Genomic DNA, 16266 nt, shown 5'->3' with positions numbered 1-16266 from the left:
GGGCCGAGAGCGTTCAGCCGACGGTCCGCCAGGTGTCCCCTTCGGCCCGGTCAACGGCGCCGGCGACGACTCCGGACGTGGCCCCCTCCGGTCCCGCCGGACCCCGGTCGATCGCCTCGCCGAGTGGCGAACCCTGCTCCGGTCGACCTCCCCAGACCCAGGGCAGACAGGCCACGCAGAGGACCATCAGGACGGCCGTGGCGTCGAAGGGCAGCCATGGGCGGACACCGAAGAGCGCGCCGCTCACGCTGGCCGCCAGCGCGATCGCTCCCGTCTGGATCGCGCCGCAGAACCCCTGGGCCTCCCCCAGGCGGGCCGCCGGCACCCGATGGGCCAGCTCGGCCATGACCGCCGGGTAGCCCACGGCCACCGCCAGGGCCTCGGCCGCCCCGAGGCCCACCAGCCAGGCCACGCTGGCCACGAAGGGGTAGAGGGCGGCGAACCCGGCGGAGCCCACGATGGCGGCCATGGCCAGGCGCCGCCGGTCCAGCCGATCCACCAGCCAGCCGGCCGGACCGGCCACCAGGACCAGCGGCACGGCGAAGAGCGTCCACGAGAGGCCGATCTGCCACGAGGCCGCCCCCCGCAGGTGCAGCAGGAGGGTCCAGCAGACCTCGTACATGCCGCTCACCAACCCGCTCGCCGCCATCGCCAGGGCCACGCCCCGGACTCCTCGGTCCTGCCAGGGCTTCGACCGGCCGACCCGCCGCGGACCCCGCCGGCCGGTCCCGGCGGGCACCAGGGTCACCAGGGGCACCACCGCCAGCCCGTTCGAGACGGCGGCCGCCGCGAAGAGCAGGGGCATCCGCCCGACCCCCAGCAGGCTCCCGACCAGCGGCCCAACCGCCAGACCCCCGATCTGGCCGCCGTAGAGGGCGCCGTAGGCCCGGCCCCGCAGCCCCTCGGGGACCACGTCCCCGATCAGGGCAGCGCCCGCCACCTGGGTCAGGCCGGTCCCCGCCCCCTGGAGGGCCCGAAACCCCAGGGCCGCCAGGGGGGCACCGGTGACGAGGAACCCCACGCTGCCCAGGGCGAAAAGCACCAGACCCCCCACCTGGACCGGCCGCCGGCCCACCCGGTCGGCCAGCCGGCCACCCGGCAGCTGCACCAGCAGCGCCGCCACGAAGAACCCGGCCATCACCGCCCCGACCAGCCCGTCCCCCGCCCCCTGCCGCCGCCCCGGCGCCCAGCCACTGCAACGCGGTCGAGCCCACCAAGGCCGCGACCACCACGAGGGGCCGCCGTTCCGGCTTCAGCGAAGCTGCTCCTCGCCTCATCGGCCACCGCCTCTCCTCGCGCCCGGCCGAGATCGCCGCGCCCTCGTACCCGCTCCCGGGCCCGACGCCTCGGTGCCGGCGGCCACCAGCCGCTCCAGCTCCTCGACCACCGACCGGCGCCGCTCGGCGCTCAGCACGCCCAGCCCCAGCAACTCGGTCAGCCACAGCCCATCTGCTGCCAGACGCACCAGCGTGGCCGTCACCGGCGGCAAGCCGTCGAGCTCGCAGCGTCGCTGCCAGCGCTCGTAGGCCTCGGCCAACGGAGCGAGGAGGGAGGGGTCGGCGGCCAAGGCCGCCAAGAGGGCCGCCCCCAGGCGGTCCACCCGTTCGTCCTCCGGGTCCGTCGTCGGCGTCGCCTCGCACCGCAGGTACGCCAAGGTGAAGGACCCAGGGCCCGGGCCGTTCGCGCCGTGCCGCCGCAGCTGTTCCTCGAAACGCTCGGTCAGCCGAGCCACCATGGCCGTCACCAAGGCGTCCCGCGTGGGGAAGTGGTAGAGCACCCCGCCCTTGCTCACCCCGGCAGCCGCCGCCGCTCGCTCCAGGGTCAAGGCGGCCACCCCCTCGTCGAGGACCACGTCCTCCGCCGCCCGCAGGATCCGCTCTCTCGTCTCCTCGGCCCGACCCATGCCCAGAACTGTACCGTCCAGACGGTACAGTGCTTTCGACCACGGGGGAGCGGCCGTCCACCCCGGAGCGGCCAAGCAGACAGCCGCAACGACCTTCTCCTGGCGCGCCCGACCCCGACCAGCTGGGCGCTACGGTCGGCGCCGATGGCCCCCCGGGAGCAGCCCGTCCGCCTCGAGGTGACCGCGGACGAGCTCGTCGTCGAGCTCCGGGGCTGGCGGCGCCTGCTGGCCCTGCAGCGCGGCGTCCGGGTCCCCCTGGCCAGCATCACCGCCGTCGCCCACGACCCCTACCCCCGCAGCCGCGTGCCAGTCGGCCTCCGCCGAACCCGAGCCCGGCAAACCCCCGGCCTCTTCCGCTACGGCAGCTACCACGGCGTCCAGGGCTGGTCCTTCTGGGCGGTGGGCAGCGGCAAGGGCGCGCTCGTCGTCGAGTGCGACCACGGTCGCTACCGCTACCTCGTCGTCGAGGTCCCCGACCCGACGGCCACCCTCGCTGCCATCGAGGCCGCCAGAGCCCGGGCCACCCGAGCCTCTTGACCAGTCGACCGCTGACCGCCGCCGGTTGACCGAGGCCCGCCCGGGGCGGAGACTGAGCCCGTGCCGAGTCCTGCTCTCCTCGACCCCTTCCTCGCCGCCAGCGGCGCCTTCGTCCAGCTGGTGAGCACGATCGGCGACGAGCAGTGGACCCAGTCGGGCCTCGGGACCTGGGACGTCCGCGGACTGGTCGGCCACACCGCCCGGTCCCTCGCCAACCTGCCGGCATATCTCCGAGCAGCACCCAGGGGACCGCTGTTGGACGACCCGGTGGCCTACTACCTGACCGTCCTTCCGCCCGGCGACGAGCCGGCCCGCCAGGCCGAGCGCCACCGGGCCATCGCCGAGCGAGGCCAGGCCGCCGGCCTCGAACTGGGGGACCGCCCCGCCGCCCTCGTCGCCGAGCTGGCCGAGCAGGCCCAAGCCGCCCTCGCTGGAGTCGACGACCAGGCTCCCTGCCAGACCCCCGCCGGCCCCATGACCCTCGCCGGCTACCTCCCCACCCGGACCTTCGAGCTCACCGTCCACACCCTCGACCTCGCCCGGGCGATCGGTCAGCCCCCACCGGCTGCGCTCGGCCCGGCCCTGCCGACCTGCTGCGAACTGGCCGGCCGCTTGGCCGGCCAGCGACCCGACGCGGCCGACCTCCTCTTGCTCCTCACCGGCCGACCCGTGGCTGGTGGGCTCAGCGTCGTCTGATCCTGGGCTCCGGCACCTTCGGTGCTCGTCCGGGGAATCCTCAGCTCTGCTGGGACATGGGCCACATCGACCAGAGTGCGGTCCGCAGCCGCCGCGGCTGGGCCAGGACCGCCAGGATCGCCGAGGCGACGTCCTCGGGTCGTAGGTACTGGGCCAGGGCTGGGTCCCCGGCGGTCCGGCCCGTCCCAATGGCGAACTCGGTCTCGACCCCGGCCGGGCAGATGGCGGTCACGCGGATGCCCTTCGGTGCGAGCTCCCGATCCAAGGCGCCCGCCAGCCCCACCTGGGCGAACTTCGTCGCAGCGTAGACCGCCTCGTCAGCGTTCCCCCGGAGGCCGGCCACCGACGAGACGATGACCACGTCGCCCCCACCCTGGCCGAGGAAGTGGCGGACCGCCGCTCGGATCGGCCAGATGGTCCCGGCCACGTTCGTCAACAGCATGTCCTGGAGGACCTCGTCGCTGTAGTCCAGGATGCTGCCGTAGACGCCCACCCCGGCCGAGGCCACCAGGCCATCGAACCGGCCGAAGGCCTCCAGCCCCCGCTGCACCAACCCCTCAGCCTTGGCGCTTTCCCGCACGTCGTGCTGGTAAGCAGCCACGTGCTCGGCGCCGAGCTCGTCGACCAGGGCCTCCAGGCGCTCCGCCCGCCGGCCGCTGGCCACGACCTTCGCTCCGGCCCCCACGAGGAGCCGGCAGGCCGCCTGGCCGATGCCCGAGGTGGCCCCCGTCACCCCCACCACCTGGCCGGTCAGGTCCCTGGCCTCGAAGAGCTCCACTGCTCCCATCCGCTGCCTCCTTGTGTCGCTGGTTCGTTGGTGCCCGAGGGCGAGCCTAGGGAGCAGGGAGGGGCTTCGAACTGCGCCCCTGCTGAACCCCCTCGACGTCGTTGTGGAGTTTGTGTGATCACGAAGAGCGGCATGGGTTGACCGCGGAGCGGGAACGGTGTGGTCGGGACCTTGGACCCTGCCTCAGCGAGCCCACCGGGGGACAGGCTGGTCCCGATGGCGCCGGACTACCGGGCCGCTCAGCCGGGCTCGACCCGGATCCGAGCTGGTGCCGTGCTCATCGGCAGTCCGCCGGCATGGAGGAGGGAGCTGATGGGCAGCGAGACGGCGGTTCCAACGAGCGGACTACTCCGAGGCGCCGAGTCGGCGGACGAGCGGGCACGGGCACAGCGGACGCTGGCGACCTTGAGCGCTGGGGACGGCGTGGACATCCTGCTACGCGACGGCTCGACCGCTCGGATCCGAGCCGCGACACCGAACGACCGGCAGGCCCTCCTGGCCCTCCACGAGCGCTGTTTCGAGGAGACCAGGGGGCAGCGCTCCTTCACCGCTCGACGCCGACTGACCACGGGGGACCTGGCTGGCCCGACGACCCCGTTCGACCCGGACCACGTCGTCCTCGTGGTCGAGCGAGACGGGAGGGTCGTGGCGGCAGCCGAGTACGAGCGATCAGTCGGCCAGGAGGAGGCCGAGGTGGCCTTCTTGGTCGAGGACGCCTTTCAGGGCCGAGGCATCGGGACCCTGCTCCTCGAGCACCTGGCCCTCCTGGGTCGCCACCACGGGGTGCGGCGCCTGGTAGGCGACACCCTGCCGACCAACCACCGCATGCTCGACGTTCTCACCAGCGTCGGCTTCGTCGAGCACGCCTCGCTCGAAGACGGCGTGGTCCGGGTGGTGCTCGAGACGGCGACAACCGAGGAAGAAAAGGCTCGGGCCGACCAACGGGACGCCCAAGCGGTGGTCGCCTCGATGGAGCGGCTCCTCCGGCCTCGCTCGGTGGCCGTCGTCGGGGCGTCAAGAGAACCGGGCAAGATCGGCCACGAGCTGCTCGTGAACCTCCTCCGAAGCGAGTTCACCGGACCTGTCTACCCAGTGAATCCCCATGCCGAAGCCATCGCCAGCGTGCCCTGCTGGCCTTCGGTAACCGACATCCCGGGCCCGGTGGACCTCGCCGTCCTGGCAGTGCCGGCCCCGCTCGTCCCCGAGGTCGTGGCGGCCTGCGGCCACAAAGGGGTCGGGGCGGTGGTGGTGGTCAGCTCCGGCTTCGCCGAGACCGGCCCCGAGGGTGGGGCTGCCCAGGAGGAGGTGGTCCGCCTGGCTCACCAGGGCGGCATGCGGCTCGTCGGACCGAACTGCTTCGGCGTCGCCCACACCGATCCGAGCGTCCGGCTGAACGCCACGTTCGCCAAGGACCTCCCCATCCCCGGGGACGTCGGGTTCGTCTCCCAATCCGGGGGCCTCGGGATCGCCATCCTGGCCGAGGCGGCCAGCCGTTCGATCGGCCTCTCGGGGTTCGTCTCGGTCGGCAACAAAGCCGACGTGAGCGGCAACGACCTGCTGCAGTGGTGGGAGCAGGACGAGTGGACCTCCGTGATCCTCATGTACCTCGAATCCTTCGGCGACCCTCGCCGCTTCGCCCGCCTCGCCCGGCGGGTCTCGGCTCGAAAGCCCATCGTGGTCGTCAAGGGCGGCCGGTCCCGAGCCGGCAGGCGAGCCGCGTCCTCCCACACCGCGGCGTTGGCCACCCCCGATCGGGTCGTCGACACGCTCTTCAAGGGCACGGGAGTCCTCAGGGTCGACACCATCGAGCAGCTCTTCGACCTGAGCGAGGTCCTGGCGAACCAGCCACTCCCGGCAGGCCGACGGGTCGCCATCCTGACGAACGCGGGCGGCCCGGGGGTCCTGGCAGCTGATGCCTGCGTGTCCCGGGGACTCGAGGTAGCCGAACCGTCGAAGGGGCTCGCCGGTCGGCTCCGGACGATCAGCCCTGACGCGGCAAGTCTCCGCAACCCCATCGACCTCGGCGCCGCGGCAAGTCCCGAAGCGTTCGGCCGATGCCTCCTGGCGCTCGCCGAGAGCCGGGAGGTCGACGCCGTCCTGGTCGTCTTCACCCCGCCGCTCACCACGAACGCTGACGACGTCGCCCGGGCCCTGGCCGAGGCGGGTGGCCGGATCGCCGCCCAGGGCCTCGCCGTGCCCGTCGTTGCCAGCCTTCTCGGCACCGGTGAGGGGCGCCGGATTCTCCACGAAGCCCCTCGCCGGGTCCCCTCCTTCACCTACCCCGGGAATGCGGCCACGGCCCTCGGCGCGGTCGCTGCCTACGCCGAGTGGCGTGCCCGGCCGCCTGGCCGCCTCCTGGAGGCATCCGACCGCGACCCGAACCGAGCCCGCACGGTCATCGCCCAAGCCGCCGACCCCGACGGTTGGGTCCTCGGCAAACCAGCCCTGGGCGTGCTCGCCGCCTACGGCATCCCTGTCCTCCGCACCCTGGCGGCCACCAATGCCGAGGAGGCCACCCAAGCGGCCGATGCCGTGGGCTACCCCGTTGCCTTGAAAGCGATTGGTCCGAGCCTGGTCCACAAGAGCGACGTCGGGGGAGTCGTCCAGCACCTGGCCGACCGGGCAGCGGTGCGCGCCGCCTACCGAGACCTGGCAGCACGCCTTGGGGCGGCCATGACCGGAGTGGTCGTCCAGCCGATGGCAGCACCTGGCGTCGAGACCATCGCTGGCGTGATCCAAGACCCCGAGTTCGGCCCCCAGGTCCTCGTCGGCCTCGGGGGCACAGCGGTCGAGCTCCTCGGCGACAGCGCGATTCGGCTGGCGCCGCTCACCGACCGGGACGCCGAGGAGATGATCCACGAGCTCCGAGGAGCGCCCCTGCTCCTCGGCGGCTACCGCGGCGCCAAGCCGGTGGATCTGCCCGCCCCCGTCGAGCTCCTCCAGCGGCTCGGCTGGCTCGGTGAGGACCTCCCCGAGGTGCTCGAGTGCGACGCCAACCCCATCGTGGCCAGACTCGATGGCGTGGTCGTGGTCGACGCCCGGATCAAGGTGGCTCGACGGTCGGGGTCCCCCACGGGGACACCAGTGCGCGCCGACTCCTGACGGGCGCCGCAGCGCGCGCTGGCCGGCTCATCCCCTGAGGTCGCTCGGTCCCTGGCACCGTTGTGGAGTTTGTGTGTCATGTCGTGATTCGGCGACGACCGGTCCACGAGGTGCCTCGCCAGCCGGGGACGTCGCACCGCCGCTCGAGGGCCTCGACGGGTCGCCGGCTGGGCTCTCTTCCTCGGTGATCACCCGATCCGTCAAGCCCACACAGGACGAGCACCGGGCGTTCCTGCAGCCCACCCTCCTGGCCGGGACGCCGTCGACGTCTGGGGCAAGGTGGGTCCACCCGCTGTGACCGTTCCTCGCTAGCGGTCGGTGAGTCGCCGAGCGTCGACGAGGTCACGGATGATCTCGAAGTCGCCAACGTCCTGGGTGAGGAGGGGCACACCTTCCACCCGGGCGGTGGCTGCGATGGCCAGATCGATCTGGCGCCGCCTCGGGTTGCCACCACGGCGGACCACCGCGGCGGCGAGCTGGCCCCAGACACGGGCAACCTCGACGCTTACGGGCAAAGGGTCGAACGTCGCCTCAATGGCTGCAAGCCGAGCGACGCGGCGCGCTCGCTCGTCGTCGTCGGCAGCGACGAGGACACCGAAGTGCAGCTCGGTGATCGAGACGACGCTGATGGCGGCCTCGACGTCCTCGGGCGGGGGGAGCTCCCCGATGAGCACCGAGGTGTCGAGCAGGGCCCTCACGACGAGAAGGGATCCACGAGCCCGCCCGGCAGCCGCTCAAGGTCGCCCTCCAGCCCCCGTGGGGCCTCGGTCTGCCAGATCGCAACGAGCGCGGCACCGCGAACCCACCGGCGCCGGTGCGGCGGCCCGAGCTCGGCCACTGGACGACCGGCGACGGTCACGGTGATGATCTCGCCGGCCTCCGCCCGGCGGAGCACCGCCCCGACGTCGTTCCGCAACTCTTTCTGGGCGATGACACCCACCCCCATCATGGTAGCAGAACTGCTACCACCGGGGCGATGTGCGCCACGGGCTCGAGGCAGGGCAGCTGGGCGCGGTCGAGGAGGACGGCGATCTCGTCAATCACCCCGCCGGCGACAGCGCAATCCATCGCCGCGCGGACCGGTTCAGCGCCGAGCTGCTCGCGAGGCTCGCCAAGGCCCGGATCGTGCAGCTCCCGCACGACGGGCGCGACATGGAGTGCTCTCGAGGATCCGAGGGAGGACTGGCCGCCCGACCCGCTGACCAGCGACAACTTCCCGCAGCCCCAACGGGATTCGAACCCGTGTCTCCACCTTGAGAGGGTGGTGTCCTTGGCCGCTAGACGATGGGGCCCTGTGGCCGCTGCCGGCCAGACCGGCGACCGACCGACGAAGCAGGCTAGCAGAGCCGCTTCGGGGCGCTGGCCGCCACCGGGCCTGGGTGCCGCCCCTGGTTCGAGGTGGCGTCGGGACCACACGGCTCCCCAGCACGCTGCTCCGGGTCGAGCGGCGACGGCTGGCCGAGCCGCTTGCCGAAGAAGCGGCTGCGGGGGTCGTGGGCCCGGGCCCCGAAGGGCGCAAGGGGCCGGTAGCCGGCGGCCGGGTAGAGGGCCAGGGCCTCGGGCTGCTCGACCCCGGTCTCCAGCCAGAGCTCCTGGTAGCCGAGGGTGCTGGCGGCCGCTTCGATGCGGGCCAGGAGCTGCCGGGCGACCCCGAGGCGTCGGGCTTCGGGGGCGACGTAGAGGCGCTTGAGCTCGGCGACCAGGGGTTGGTGGCGGTGGAAACCGCCGCAGCCCACGGCCCGGTCCTCGAGGAAGGCGACGAAGAACCCCCCGCCGGCCTCGGGCCGGAACGCGGCCGGGTCGATCCGGCCGATGCTCGGCACCTGGTAGCGCTCGGCGAGCTCGGCTTCGGTGGCGGCCACGAGCCGAGCCGCCTCGGGATGGTCGGCCGGCACCGCCAGCACGACGACCTGGGACGAGCTGGACGAGAAGGGCTGCTCGGGCACGCCAACCAGCCTACGGGCGGGCCCGGGGAGCCCGCCCGGGTCACGCCCGCCGACAACCCCACCAGCGCCGCGGCCGGTCACGAGGGCCGGGCTCACCGGGCGCCTCCAGCTCGGGGGGGAGGACTCGAACCCCCAATAACAGGGCCAGAACCTGTCGTGTTGCCGATTACACCACCCCCGAAGGCGGCCCCAGGCTAGCCGGTCCGACGGGACCCCGGGACCGGCCGCCCAGCGCCCGTCAGCGAGCACCGACTGCCCAGCGCCGACCACCCAGCGCCACCAGACTCTGACCCGAGGGGCCCCCGCCCTGGCGGGTCGTCTCAGTGGGGATCAGGGTCCAAGAAGCGGAGGTGGTCGAGGAACCCGAGGTGGTCGGCCCATTCGAGGTGGTCGAAGCCGATGATCCGGCCGAGGGCCACCCCGAGGGTCTCCTTCACGTAGTAGGGGACGAGGGCGGCGCCTCGGAGGGGCGAGTCGCGGGCCGGCACGGGGAAGGGCTGGAGCCCGAGGCTGCTGGCGACGGCCATGGAGCGGTCCTCGTGGAACCCGTCGGTGACGACGAGGATCCGTCGGCGCCCCTCGGGGAGGAGCACTCGGGCCGCGTCCACCAGGTTGGTCCAGGTGTCGCCCCCGCCGGCCTCGGCCAGGTCCCGGGCCGGCACGCCCCGGTGCGCCAGCCAGGCCGCTCCGACGGCCGCCTCGGTGGCCGGGTCCCCGGGCAGCTTGCCGCCCGTCACCACGACGAGGGGGGCGAGGCCGGCCCGCCAGAGGCCGAGGGCCGTGGCCAGCCGGACCTCGAAGTCCGGCGAGGGCTGCTCGCCATAGGCGGCGGAACCCATGACCACGATGGCCTGGGCCGGTCGCCGCTCGACCTGGTGGGCGGTGAGCCAGACCTGGAAGGCCGTGACCCCGAGGTAGCCGAGGACGCCGAGTACGAGGACCAGGAGCGCCTCGAGCAGCCGCCGGGGCCAGCGGCGCCGGGCTGGGCGGCCCCGTGGCGAGCGGCGCTCCCCTCGCCCCATCCGTCTCGGCTAGCCGGCTGGCTGCTCGGCGGCCAGCCGGGCCTGGGCGGTCCGGAGTCGCCGGAGGGTCTCCTCCCGGCCGAGCAGGGCCAGGGACTCGAACAGGGGCGGCCCGACCCGCCGGCCGGTGACGGCCACCCGGATGGGGGCCTGGGCCTTGCCGAGCTTCCGCCCGAGGGACTCGGCGAGCGCCGCGGTGGCCTGGTGGAGGGCCTCCGGTTCGAAGGGGCAGTCGGCGTAGGCCTCGAGGGCTCCGCCCAGGATGGCGGGGGTCAGGGGGTCGGCCACCACCTGGGCCCACGCGGCCGCCTCCAGCGGCGGGTCGGGCAGGAACAAGAAGTCGACCATGCCGGGGACCTCCGAGAGCACTGCCACCCGCTCTTGGACCAGGGGCGCCATGGCCTCGAAGACCGCCGGGTCGAAGCGCTCGGCAGGCCAGGGCGCGCTCGGGGGCGTCAGGTAGGGCCGGCAGGCCTCGACGAAGGCACCGAGTGGCAGCCGCCGGAGGTGCTCGCCGTTCAGGTGCCGCAGCTTCTGGACGTCGAAGAAGGCCGGGGCGTGGTTCACGTCCTCCAGCCGGAAGGCCGCCACGAGCTCCTCGCGGCTGAGCAGCTCCCGGCCAGAGGGGTGGCTCCAGCCCAGGAGGGCCAGGTAGTTCACGAAGGCCTCGGGCAGGTAGCCCTCGGCCCGGTACTGCTCGACCGCCACCGGGTCCCGGCGCTTCGAGAGCTTCTGGCGCTTCTCGTTCACGAGCATGGGCAGGTGGGCGTAGACCGGCAGGGGGCGCGCCGGACCGGCCAGGGCTCCCCAGAGGAGGACCTGCTTCGGGGTGGAGGGCAGGAGGTCCTCACCCCGCACCACGTGGCTGATCCCCATGGCCAGGTCGTCCACGACGTTGGCCAGGACGAAGAGGGGCTGGCCGGTGGACTTCACGACGGCGAAGTCCTCGATGGCTGCGAGGGGGAACCGGACGGTGCCCCGCACCACGTCCTCGACCACCACCTCGCCCGCGTCGGGGACCTTGAAGCGCAGCACCCGGCCAGGCCCCGGCTCGAGGCCCCGGTCCCGGCAGTGGCCGTCGTAGCCGGGCGGCGTGCCCGGGGCCTTGCGGGCCTCGACGTCTTCCCGTCGGCAGTCGCAGGCGTAGAGCAGGCCGGCTCGAAGCAGCCGGTCGATGGCCTCCTGGTGCCGCTCGACCATGGCCGACTGGCGGACCGGCGCCTCGTCGGGCTCGAGGCCCAGCCAGGCCAGGGCGTCGAGGATCCCCCCGACCCAGTCCTCCCGGTTCCGCTCGGCGTCGGTGTCCTCGATCCGCAGCAGGAACGCCCCGCCGTGGTGCCGGGCGAAGAGCCAGTTGAACAGGGCGGTGCGGGCGCTGCCGACGTGGAAGGACCCCGTGGGGGACGGGGCGAAGCGGACCCTGACGGCCCCCGCCACCGCCCTACTCGTCCTCGACCAGCGTGATGGCCCCGGTCGGGCAGTTGGCCGCCGCTTGCCGGACCGCGTCGTGCAGTTCCGCTGGCGGTTCCTCCTGCAGGACGTAGAGGTAGCCGTCGTCCCGGACCTCGAACACCTGGGGGGCGATCCCCATGCAGACGGCGTTCGAGGCGCAGACGTCGAAGTCCACGACGACCTTCATGGCGAACCTCCCGTCGCTCCCGTCGCTCCGACCGGCGCCGCCTGGTGGTGCGATCAGGTGGGGCCGGCCGCCTCGCTGGTGGCCGCCGCTGAGCATAGCGGGGCCTCCCCCGCCGTCTCGGGCTCGGCGCCCGGTCCGGCCTGCGCACCGGGCGGCCCGCCGTCGGCCGAGCTGTCCCCGCCGCCGGGCCAGGCCCCTTCGCCCCTCGGCCGGCGGCCGCTGTGCCCGACCCGCTGGTAGCTGCGGAAGTCACGAAGGAACGCCATGGTGCGACCTCACCCCTCCTCGACCCTCCCGCCGGGCCCACTCCGGGCCGGCGGGTCCGTGCCCCCGGTATCGGCTCCCCCGCCGGTCACCTTGCGCCCGTTCACCCGCTTGGCGCCTCCAGCGGCCCCGCCCCCAGCGCCGACCTGCCGTTGCGGGCCCGGGCGGGCCTTGCCAGGCTGAGGCGGTGCCCGAGCAGCCGGCCCCTGGCCGCCACCCGCCAGCGGAACCCGCCCCGGTGGCCCTGGTGACCGGGGCGGGCCGGGGGATCGGCCGGGCGGTCGCCGAGGCCTTGGCCCAGGCGGGCTGGCGGCTCTCCCTGCTGGACGCCTGCCGGGACGACCCGGTCCTCGCCTACCCCTTGGCCAGCCTGGCCGACCTCCACGCCACGGCGACCGCCTGCGCCGAGCAGGGCAGTGCCGTGCTGGCCCGGCCGGCCGACGTCCGGGACCAGCGGGCCCTGGACGACGCCGTGGCCGAGACCCTCCAGACCTACGGCCGCCTCGACGCCCTGGTCTGCGCGGCGGGGGCCATCGCCGGGGGACCCCGGGCCTGGGAGCTGCCCGACGACCTGTGGGCCACCATGCTGGAGGTCAACCTCGGCGGGGTCCTCCGCAGCGTGCGGGCCGCCCTGCCGGCCATGCTCGACAGTCCCCCGCCCCGCCGGGGACGGGTCGTGGTGCTGGCCTCCGCTGGCAGCTCGGTCGGCCTGCCCCGCCTGGCGGCCTACACGGCGGCGAAGCACGGCGTGGTGGGCCTGGTCCGCAGCCTGGCCGTCGAGCTGGCCGGCAGCGGCATCACGGCGAACTGCGTGGCCCCGGGCACCACCGCCACGGCCATGGCCGACGCCTCGGCTGCCGTCTACGGCCTCGAGGACCCTGCCGCACTGGCCCAGCACCACGCCGAACCCCGTCTGCTGCAGCCCGCCGAGGTGGCTGCGCTGGTGGCCTGGCTCTGTGGCCCGCAGGCCAGCGGGTTGACCGGGGCGCTGCTGGCCTGCGACCTGGGCATGACGGCTCGCTGAGGCCCACAGCGACCCCGCTCTCGGCCCGGCGGAGCGGGTCCGGGGCTTGGTCAGGCCGGCTGGCGCCTCGGCCGGGCGAGGACCAGGCCACCCCCCCAGGGGCTCGGCGGCTTGCCGTCGCACTGGCCAGCCACCTCGGCCAGCACCCAGCGACGCAAGGCCGCCAGGTCCGGGGGCGGCGGGGGGAGGAGCAGCTGCCCGGCGCTCGAGGCCGCCTCGAAGGCGTCGAGCAGCGAGGAGACCTCGCCGGCGGCCTCGCCGGTGCCGACCGGGACCTCGATGCGCAGGTCCACGGGACCCTCGTCCGCCGGCGCGGGGCCCGGCGGCCAGCCCCCGAGGGCGGGGGCCAGCGCAGCGAGCACCGCCCCGCCGAGCTCCCGCAGCCGGCTGGCCCGCTCGACGAGGGCGTCCCGCTTCGCACCGTCGGCCCGGAGCAGGCGGAGCTCGCGTACCAGGGCCTCGTAGTAGCCGAGGGCGGCGTGGGCCCGGCGGGCCGGCACCCCGAGGAGCACGACCGTCTGGCCACCGGCCGCCGCTGGGGACGGGAGGGGTATCGGCTGGGCGTCACCTTGGACGAGCCGCGCCCGGGGGGTCGGCCCCGAGGGGCGCGGCCGGGCGCCCAGGGAGAACCAGACGGCCTTGCCCGCTGGGGCCGTCACCACTCCCCAGTCGTCGGCCAGTCGGTCCAGGAGCAGCAGGCCTCGACCGGTGGCGGCTTCGACCCCCAGCAGTTTGCGGTGGGGCAGCTGGCGGCTGTCGTCGGCCACCTCCACGTGCACCCCCCGGCCGACCCGCCGGAGAGCCACCCGCACCGTGGTCCCGGCGTGCAGCACGGCGTTCGCCACCAGCTCGTCGACCAGCAGCTCGGCGCGCGCTCGTTCCTCTGCTGGCCGATCGGCCAGCGCCGCTCGCACCCAGGCCCGGGCGGCCGGCACGCTCTCGGGCTGCCCGGCCAGGACGAGGTTGGCCACGGCGGGCTCCAGCCAGCCCCGAGCCCTCGGCCCCGCCTGGTGCCCCAGACCCGGTGCGCGCCGGCCCGGGGACGGGGCCGCACGGCGGGGCACCGGGGGCCGCCAGGTGAGGGCCAGCACCACGGCGTCGTCCTCGACCCGCCCGTCGGCCTCGGCGGCCCGCAGGAGGTGCCGGGCTGCGTCCTCGGGCCAGGCCGGGTCGCATGCCGCCTTGGCGGCCACCGCCCCGAGCCGTTCGATCCCTTGGCCGATGGCCTGGTCCCGGCGCTCGACGAGACCGTCGCTGTAGAGCAGCAGGGTCTCACCGGGGGCCAGCCGCAGCGGGCTGCCGGCCGGACCGGCTGGCGCCGTCGCTGGTTCGCCGGGTCCGTCGCCGAGGGGTGCGGGGGCACCGAGCAGCGGGCGCCGGCCGGCCTGGACCGGGAGGCTCCGACCGGGTCCGACGAGGAGCGCTGGGGGGTGCCCGGCGGAGGCGACCCGCACGGTCCCCTCCTTCGGGTCCACCAGGGCCAGCACGGCGCTCGCCACCCCCGCGGCGCCGAGCTCCAGGCTGCCGAGGAGGGCGTCGAGCCGGGCCAGGACCCGCTCCGGCTCGGGGTCGACCAGGGCGTAGGCCCGCACCGCGGTCCGCAGCTGGCCCATGACCGTGGCCGCCCCGATGCCCTTGCCGGCCACGTCCCCCACACCGACCAGCACCCGACCGTCGGCCAGGACCAGGGCGTCGAACCAGTCCCCGCCGACCTCGGTGCCGGTCGTCCCGGGCCGGTACTCGGCGCAGAGGGCCAGGCCGGGAGGCGAGGGCAGCGCCCGGGGCAGCAAGGACCGTTGCAGGAGGACCGCCAGGTGCCGCTGCTGGGCGAAACGCCGGGCGAGGGCCGCTGCGCCGGCCGCTCGGCTAGCGACCTCCTGGGCGAGGGCCCGTTCCTCCAGGCCGAGCGGCGGGGTGCCGAGGCCAGCGACCAGCACGAGGACCCCGAGGGTGGCCCCGTCGGCCACCATGGGCAGGGCCAGGAGCTGTCCCCCGCCGGGCCCGTCGAGGTCCTGGGCGCTGCCGGTCCGCCACGCGGCGAGCACCAGGTCCGCCGGCGGCGTGGCCAGCGCCGGCGAACCGTCTGGGACCGTCGTGCCGACGGGGACCCCAGGCGGGTGCTCGGGCCCCGATGACCCGTTGGTCACCGGGCCGAGGGCCCACTCGAGCCAGGATCCGGCCTCGAGGCTCCGGTGGGCGCTGGCCAGCACCTCGAGCGCCTCCGTCTCGCCGCCGCTCACCGGCTCCAGGCCCGGGCCCGGGTCCGTGGAGCCTTCGGGGGCAGGGGCCACCACGGCCGCCCCGTCGACCAAGCTGGCGGCCAGCAGCTCGGCCAAGCGCCGGGCCCCGACCCCGAGGTCGAGGGAGCTGGCGAGGATGCGGGTCACGTCGGCCAGGAGCGACAGTCGCCGCCGGGCCCGGCCCTGCAGTTCGACCGCGGTGGCCCGCTCCAGCGCCCGGGCCAGGTGCTCGGCCATGGCCAGCAGCGTCTGGCGGTCGTCGTCGGCGAAGCGCCGGTGGGAGGGCCACGAGAAGGCGACCAGGCCCCGGGCCCGGCCGGCCCGCACGAGGGGCAGGATGCAGAGCGAGGGGAAACCGGCTGCCCGGACCTCGGCGGCCACCGCCGGCCAGCGTCGGGCGAAGACCTCGACCGCGGGGACGAAGAGGGGCCGCCCCTCGAGGAGGACCGCCGTGGAGGGCAGGCTCGGGTCCAGGGGCACGCAGCCCCGCCGGCCCAGGAGGTCCGGCCGGTACCCCTGGGCGGCCCGGACCCGCAGGATCCCCTGCCCGTCGGCACCGGGCTCCACCAGGCCCAGCATGCCGGCCGCGACCCCCAGCTCCTCCTGGGCGAACGCGAAGACCGTTTCGGCCACCTCCCCGACCGACCCGCACTCGGCCAGGGCCGCGTCCAGGCGGTCCACCCGGCTGCGGGCCTCCAGGGCCCGCCGCCGTCGCCGCTCCCGCTCGCCGCTGCGGAGGGCCGCCACCAGGGCGTCCTCGCCCGAAGCCCGGGCCATGGCCGCCAAGGCGGCCGCACCCGAGCCGACGAAGACGGCGGCGGCGCTCGCCGCTCCCCCGGCGCCGGCCCCGGCCGCCAGCACCACCACAAGGGCCGCCAGGGCGGCGCCGACAGCCACCTGCACGGCGGCGGCCGCCGGGGCGGCGACCGAAGCCGCCACCGGGGCCACCACGGCCAGGGCCACCAGGCTGGGGCTGTGGGCCTCGATCGCCCCGACCCCGACCCCGGCCGACCAGCCCCAACCGGCCAGCACGGTCGCCGTCCGAGCCCCTGCGCGGCGCACCCCGCCACGCTACGCCGCCCGTCCCCGATTTGCCTCGGGGCGAG

General features: G+C 75.0%; 15 protein-coding genes and 2 tRNA genes. 4 read left to right on the top strand and 13 right to left on the bottom strand.

Annotation, left to right across the window (positions count from 1 at the left end):
* Positions 1–13 precede the first annotated feature (13 nt).
* Positions 14–1153: an MFS transporter gene (locus Acit_RS05195; RefSeq protein WP_282436351.1), complete on the bottom strand. Its 1140-nt coding sequence runs from the start codon at positions 1151–1153 to the stop codon at positions 14–16.
* A 120-nt stretch (positions 1154–1273) separates the two neighbouring features.
* Positions 1274–1903 carry a TetR/AcrR family transcriptional regulator gene (locus Acit_RS05190; protein WP_248106480.1) on the bottom strand — a complete coding sequence of 210 codons (630 nt, stop codon included), beginning with the start codon at positions 1901–1903 and terminating at the stop codon, positions 1274–1276.
* Between the two features lie 144 nt (positions 1904–2047).
* Between Acit_RS05190 and Acit_RS05185 the strand changes: the two genes are divergently transcribed.
* Positions 2048–2440, top strand: coding sequence for a hypothetical protein (locus tag Acit_RS05185; protein ID WP_248106479.1), 393 nt, complete (start codon positions 2048–2050; stop codon positions 2438–2440).
* A gap of 60 nt (positions 2441–2500) precedes the next feature.
* The gene (locus Acit_RS05180; protein ID WP_248106478.1) at positions 2501–3136 is read left to right on the top strand and encodes a maleylpyruvate isomerase N-terminal domain-containing protein; all 636 of its coding nucleotides are present in this window, start codon (positions 2501–2503) and stop codon (positions 3134–3136) included.
* A gap of 40 nt (positions 3137–3176) precedes the next feature.
* Here Acit_RS05180 and Acit_RS05175 read toward each other — a convergent pair whose 3' ends face one another.
* Complete coding sequence (locus Acit_RS05175; RefSeq protein ID WP_248106477.1) at positions 3177–3923, bottom strand: SDR family oxidoreductase; 747 nt, start codon at positions 3921–3923, stop codon at positions 3177–3179.
* 312 nt (positions 3924–4235) lie between these two features.
* Here Acit_RS05175 and Acit_RS05170 point away from each other — a divergent pair, with 312 nt between their 5' ends.
* Positions 4236–7025: a bifunctional acetate--CoA ligase family protein/GNAT family N-acetyltransferase gene (locus tag Acit_RS05170; protein ID WP_248106476.1), complete on the top strand. Its 2790-nt coding sequence runs from the start codon at positions 4236–4238 to the stop codon at positions 7023–7025.
* Positions 7026–7333: 308 nt separating this feature from the next.
* Here the strand turns inward: Acit_RS05170 and Acit_RS05165 are convergent, their stop codons facing one another.
* From Acit_RS05165 to Acit_RS05125, 9 genes are all read right to left on the bottom strand, one after another.
* Positions 7334–7723: a PIN domain-containing protein gene (locus tag Acit_RS05165; RefSeq protein WP_376746007.1), complete on the bottom strand. Its 390-nt coding sequence runs from the start codon at positions 7721–7723 to the stop codon at positions 7334–7336.
* Positions 7720–7971 carry a type II toxin-antitoxin system Phd/YefM family antitoxin gene (locus tag Acit_RS05160; protein WP_282436349.1) on the bottom strand — a complete coding sequence of 84 codons (252 nt, stop codon included), beginning with the start codon at positions 7969–7971 and terminating at the stop codon, positions 7720–7722. The genes Acit_RS05165 and Acit_RS05160 overlap by 4 nt, the downstream gene beginning before the upstream one ends.
* A gap of 273 nt (positions 7972–8244) precedes the next feature.
* A tRNA-Glu gene (locus Acit_RS05155) sits at positions 8245–8317 on the bottom strand.
* A gap of 45 nt (positions 8318–8362) precedes the next feature.
* Positions 8363–8971: a GNAT family N-acetyltransferase gene (locus tag Acit_RS05150; RefSeq protein WP_248106465.1), complete on the bottom strand. Its 609-nt coding sequence runs from the start codon at positions 8969–8971 to the stop codon at positions 8363–8365.
* Positions 8972–9080: 109 nt separating this feature from the next.
* Positions 9081–9152 (bottom strand) — tRNA-Gln (locus tag Acit_RS05145).
* A 139-nt stretch (positions 9153–9291) separates the two neighbouring features.
* Positions 9292–9993, bottom strand: a complete 702-nt coding sequence (locus Acit_RS05140) for a YdcF family protein (RefSeq protein WP_248106463.1) — start codon at positions 9991–9993, stop codon at positions 9292–9294.
* Positions 9994–10002: 9 nt separating this feature from the next.
* Complete coding sequence (gene gltX, locus Acit_RS05135) at positions 10003–11430, bottom strand: glutamate--tRNA ligase (RefSeq protein ID WP_248106462.1); 1428 nt, start codon at positions 11428–11430, stop codon at positions 10003–10005.
* A 4-nt stretch (positions 11431–11434) separates the two neighbouring features.
* Positions 11435–11632 carry a ferredoxin gene (locus tag Acit_RS05130; RefSeq protein ID WP_248106459.1) on the bottom strand — a complete coding sequence of 66 codons (198 nt, stop codon included), beginning with the start codon at positions 11630–11632 and terminating at the stop codon, positions 11435–11437.
* Positions 11633–11685: 53 nt separating this feature from the next.
* Complete coding sequence (locus Acit_RS05125; protein WP_248106456.1) at positions 11686–11898, bottom strand: hypothetical protein; 213 nt, start codon at positions 11896–11898, stop codon at positions 11686–11688.
* A gap of 185 nt (positions 11899–12083) precedes the next feature.
* Between Acit_RS05125 and Acit_RS05120 the strand changes: the two genes are divergently transcribed.
* A complete protein-coding gene (locus tag Acit_RS05120; protein ID WP_248106453.1) occupies positions 12084–12920 on the top strand; it encodes a mycofactocin-coupled SDR family oxidoreductase in 837 nt (278 codons plus the stop codon).
* Between the two features lie 50 nt (positions 12921–12970).
* Here Acit_RS05120 and Acit_RS05115 read toward each other — a convergent pair whose 3' ends face one another.
* Positions 12971–16222: a SpoIIE family protein phosphatase gene (locus tag Acit_RS05115; protein WP_248106450.1), complete on the bottom strand. Its 3252-nt coding sequence runs from the start codon at positions 16220–16222 to the stop codon at positions 12971–12973.
* Between the last annotated feature and the right edge of the window lie 44 nt (positions 16223–16266).

The sequence above is a fragment of the Aciditerrimonas ferrireducens genome, from assembly GCF_023130475.1.
GTDB classification, from domain to species: domain Bacteria; phylum Actinomycetota; class Acidimicrobiia; order Acidimicrobiales; family UBA8190; genus Aciditerrimonas; species Aciditerrimonas ferrireducens.
This window is presented reverse-complemented; position numbering and strand designations above follow the sequence as displayed.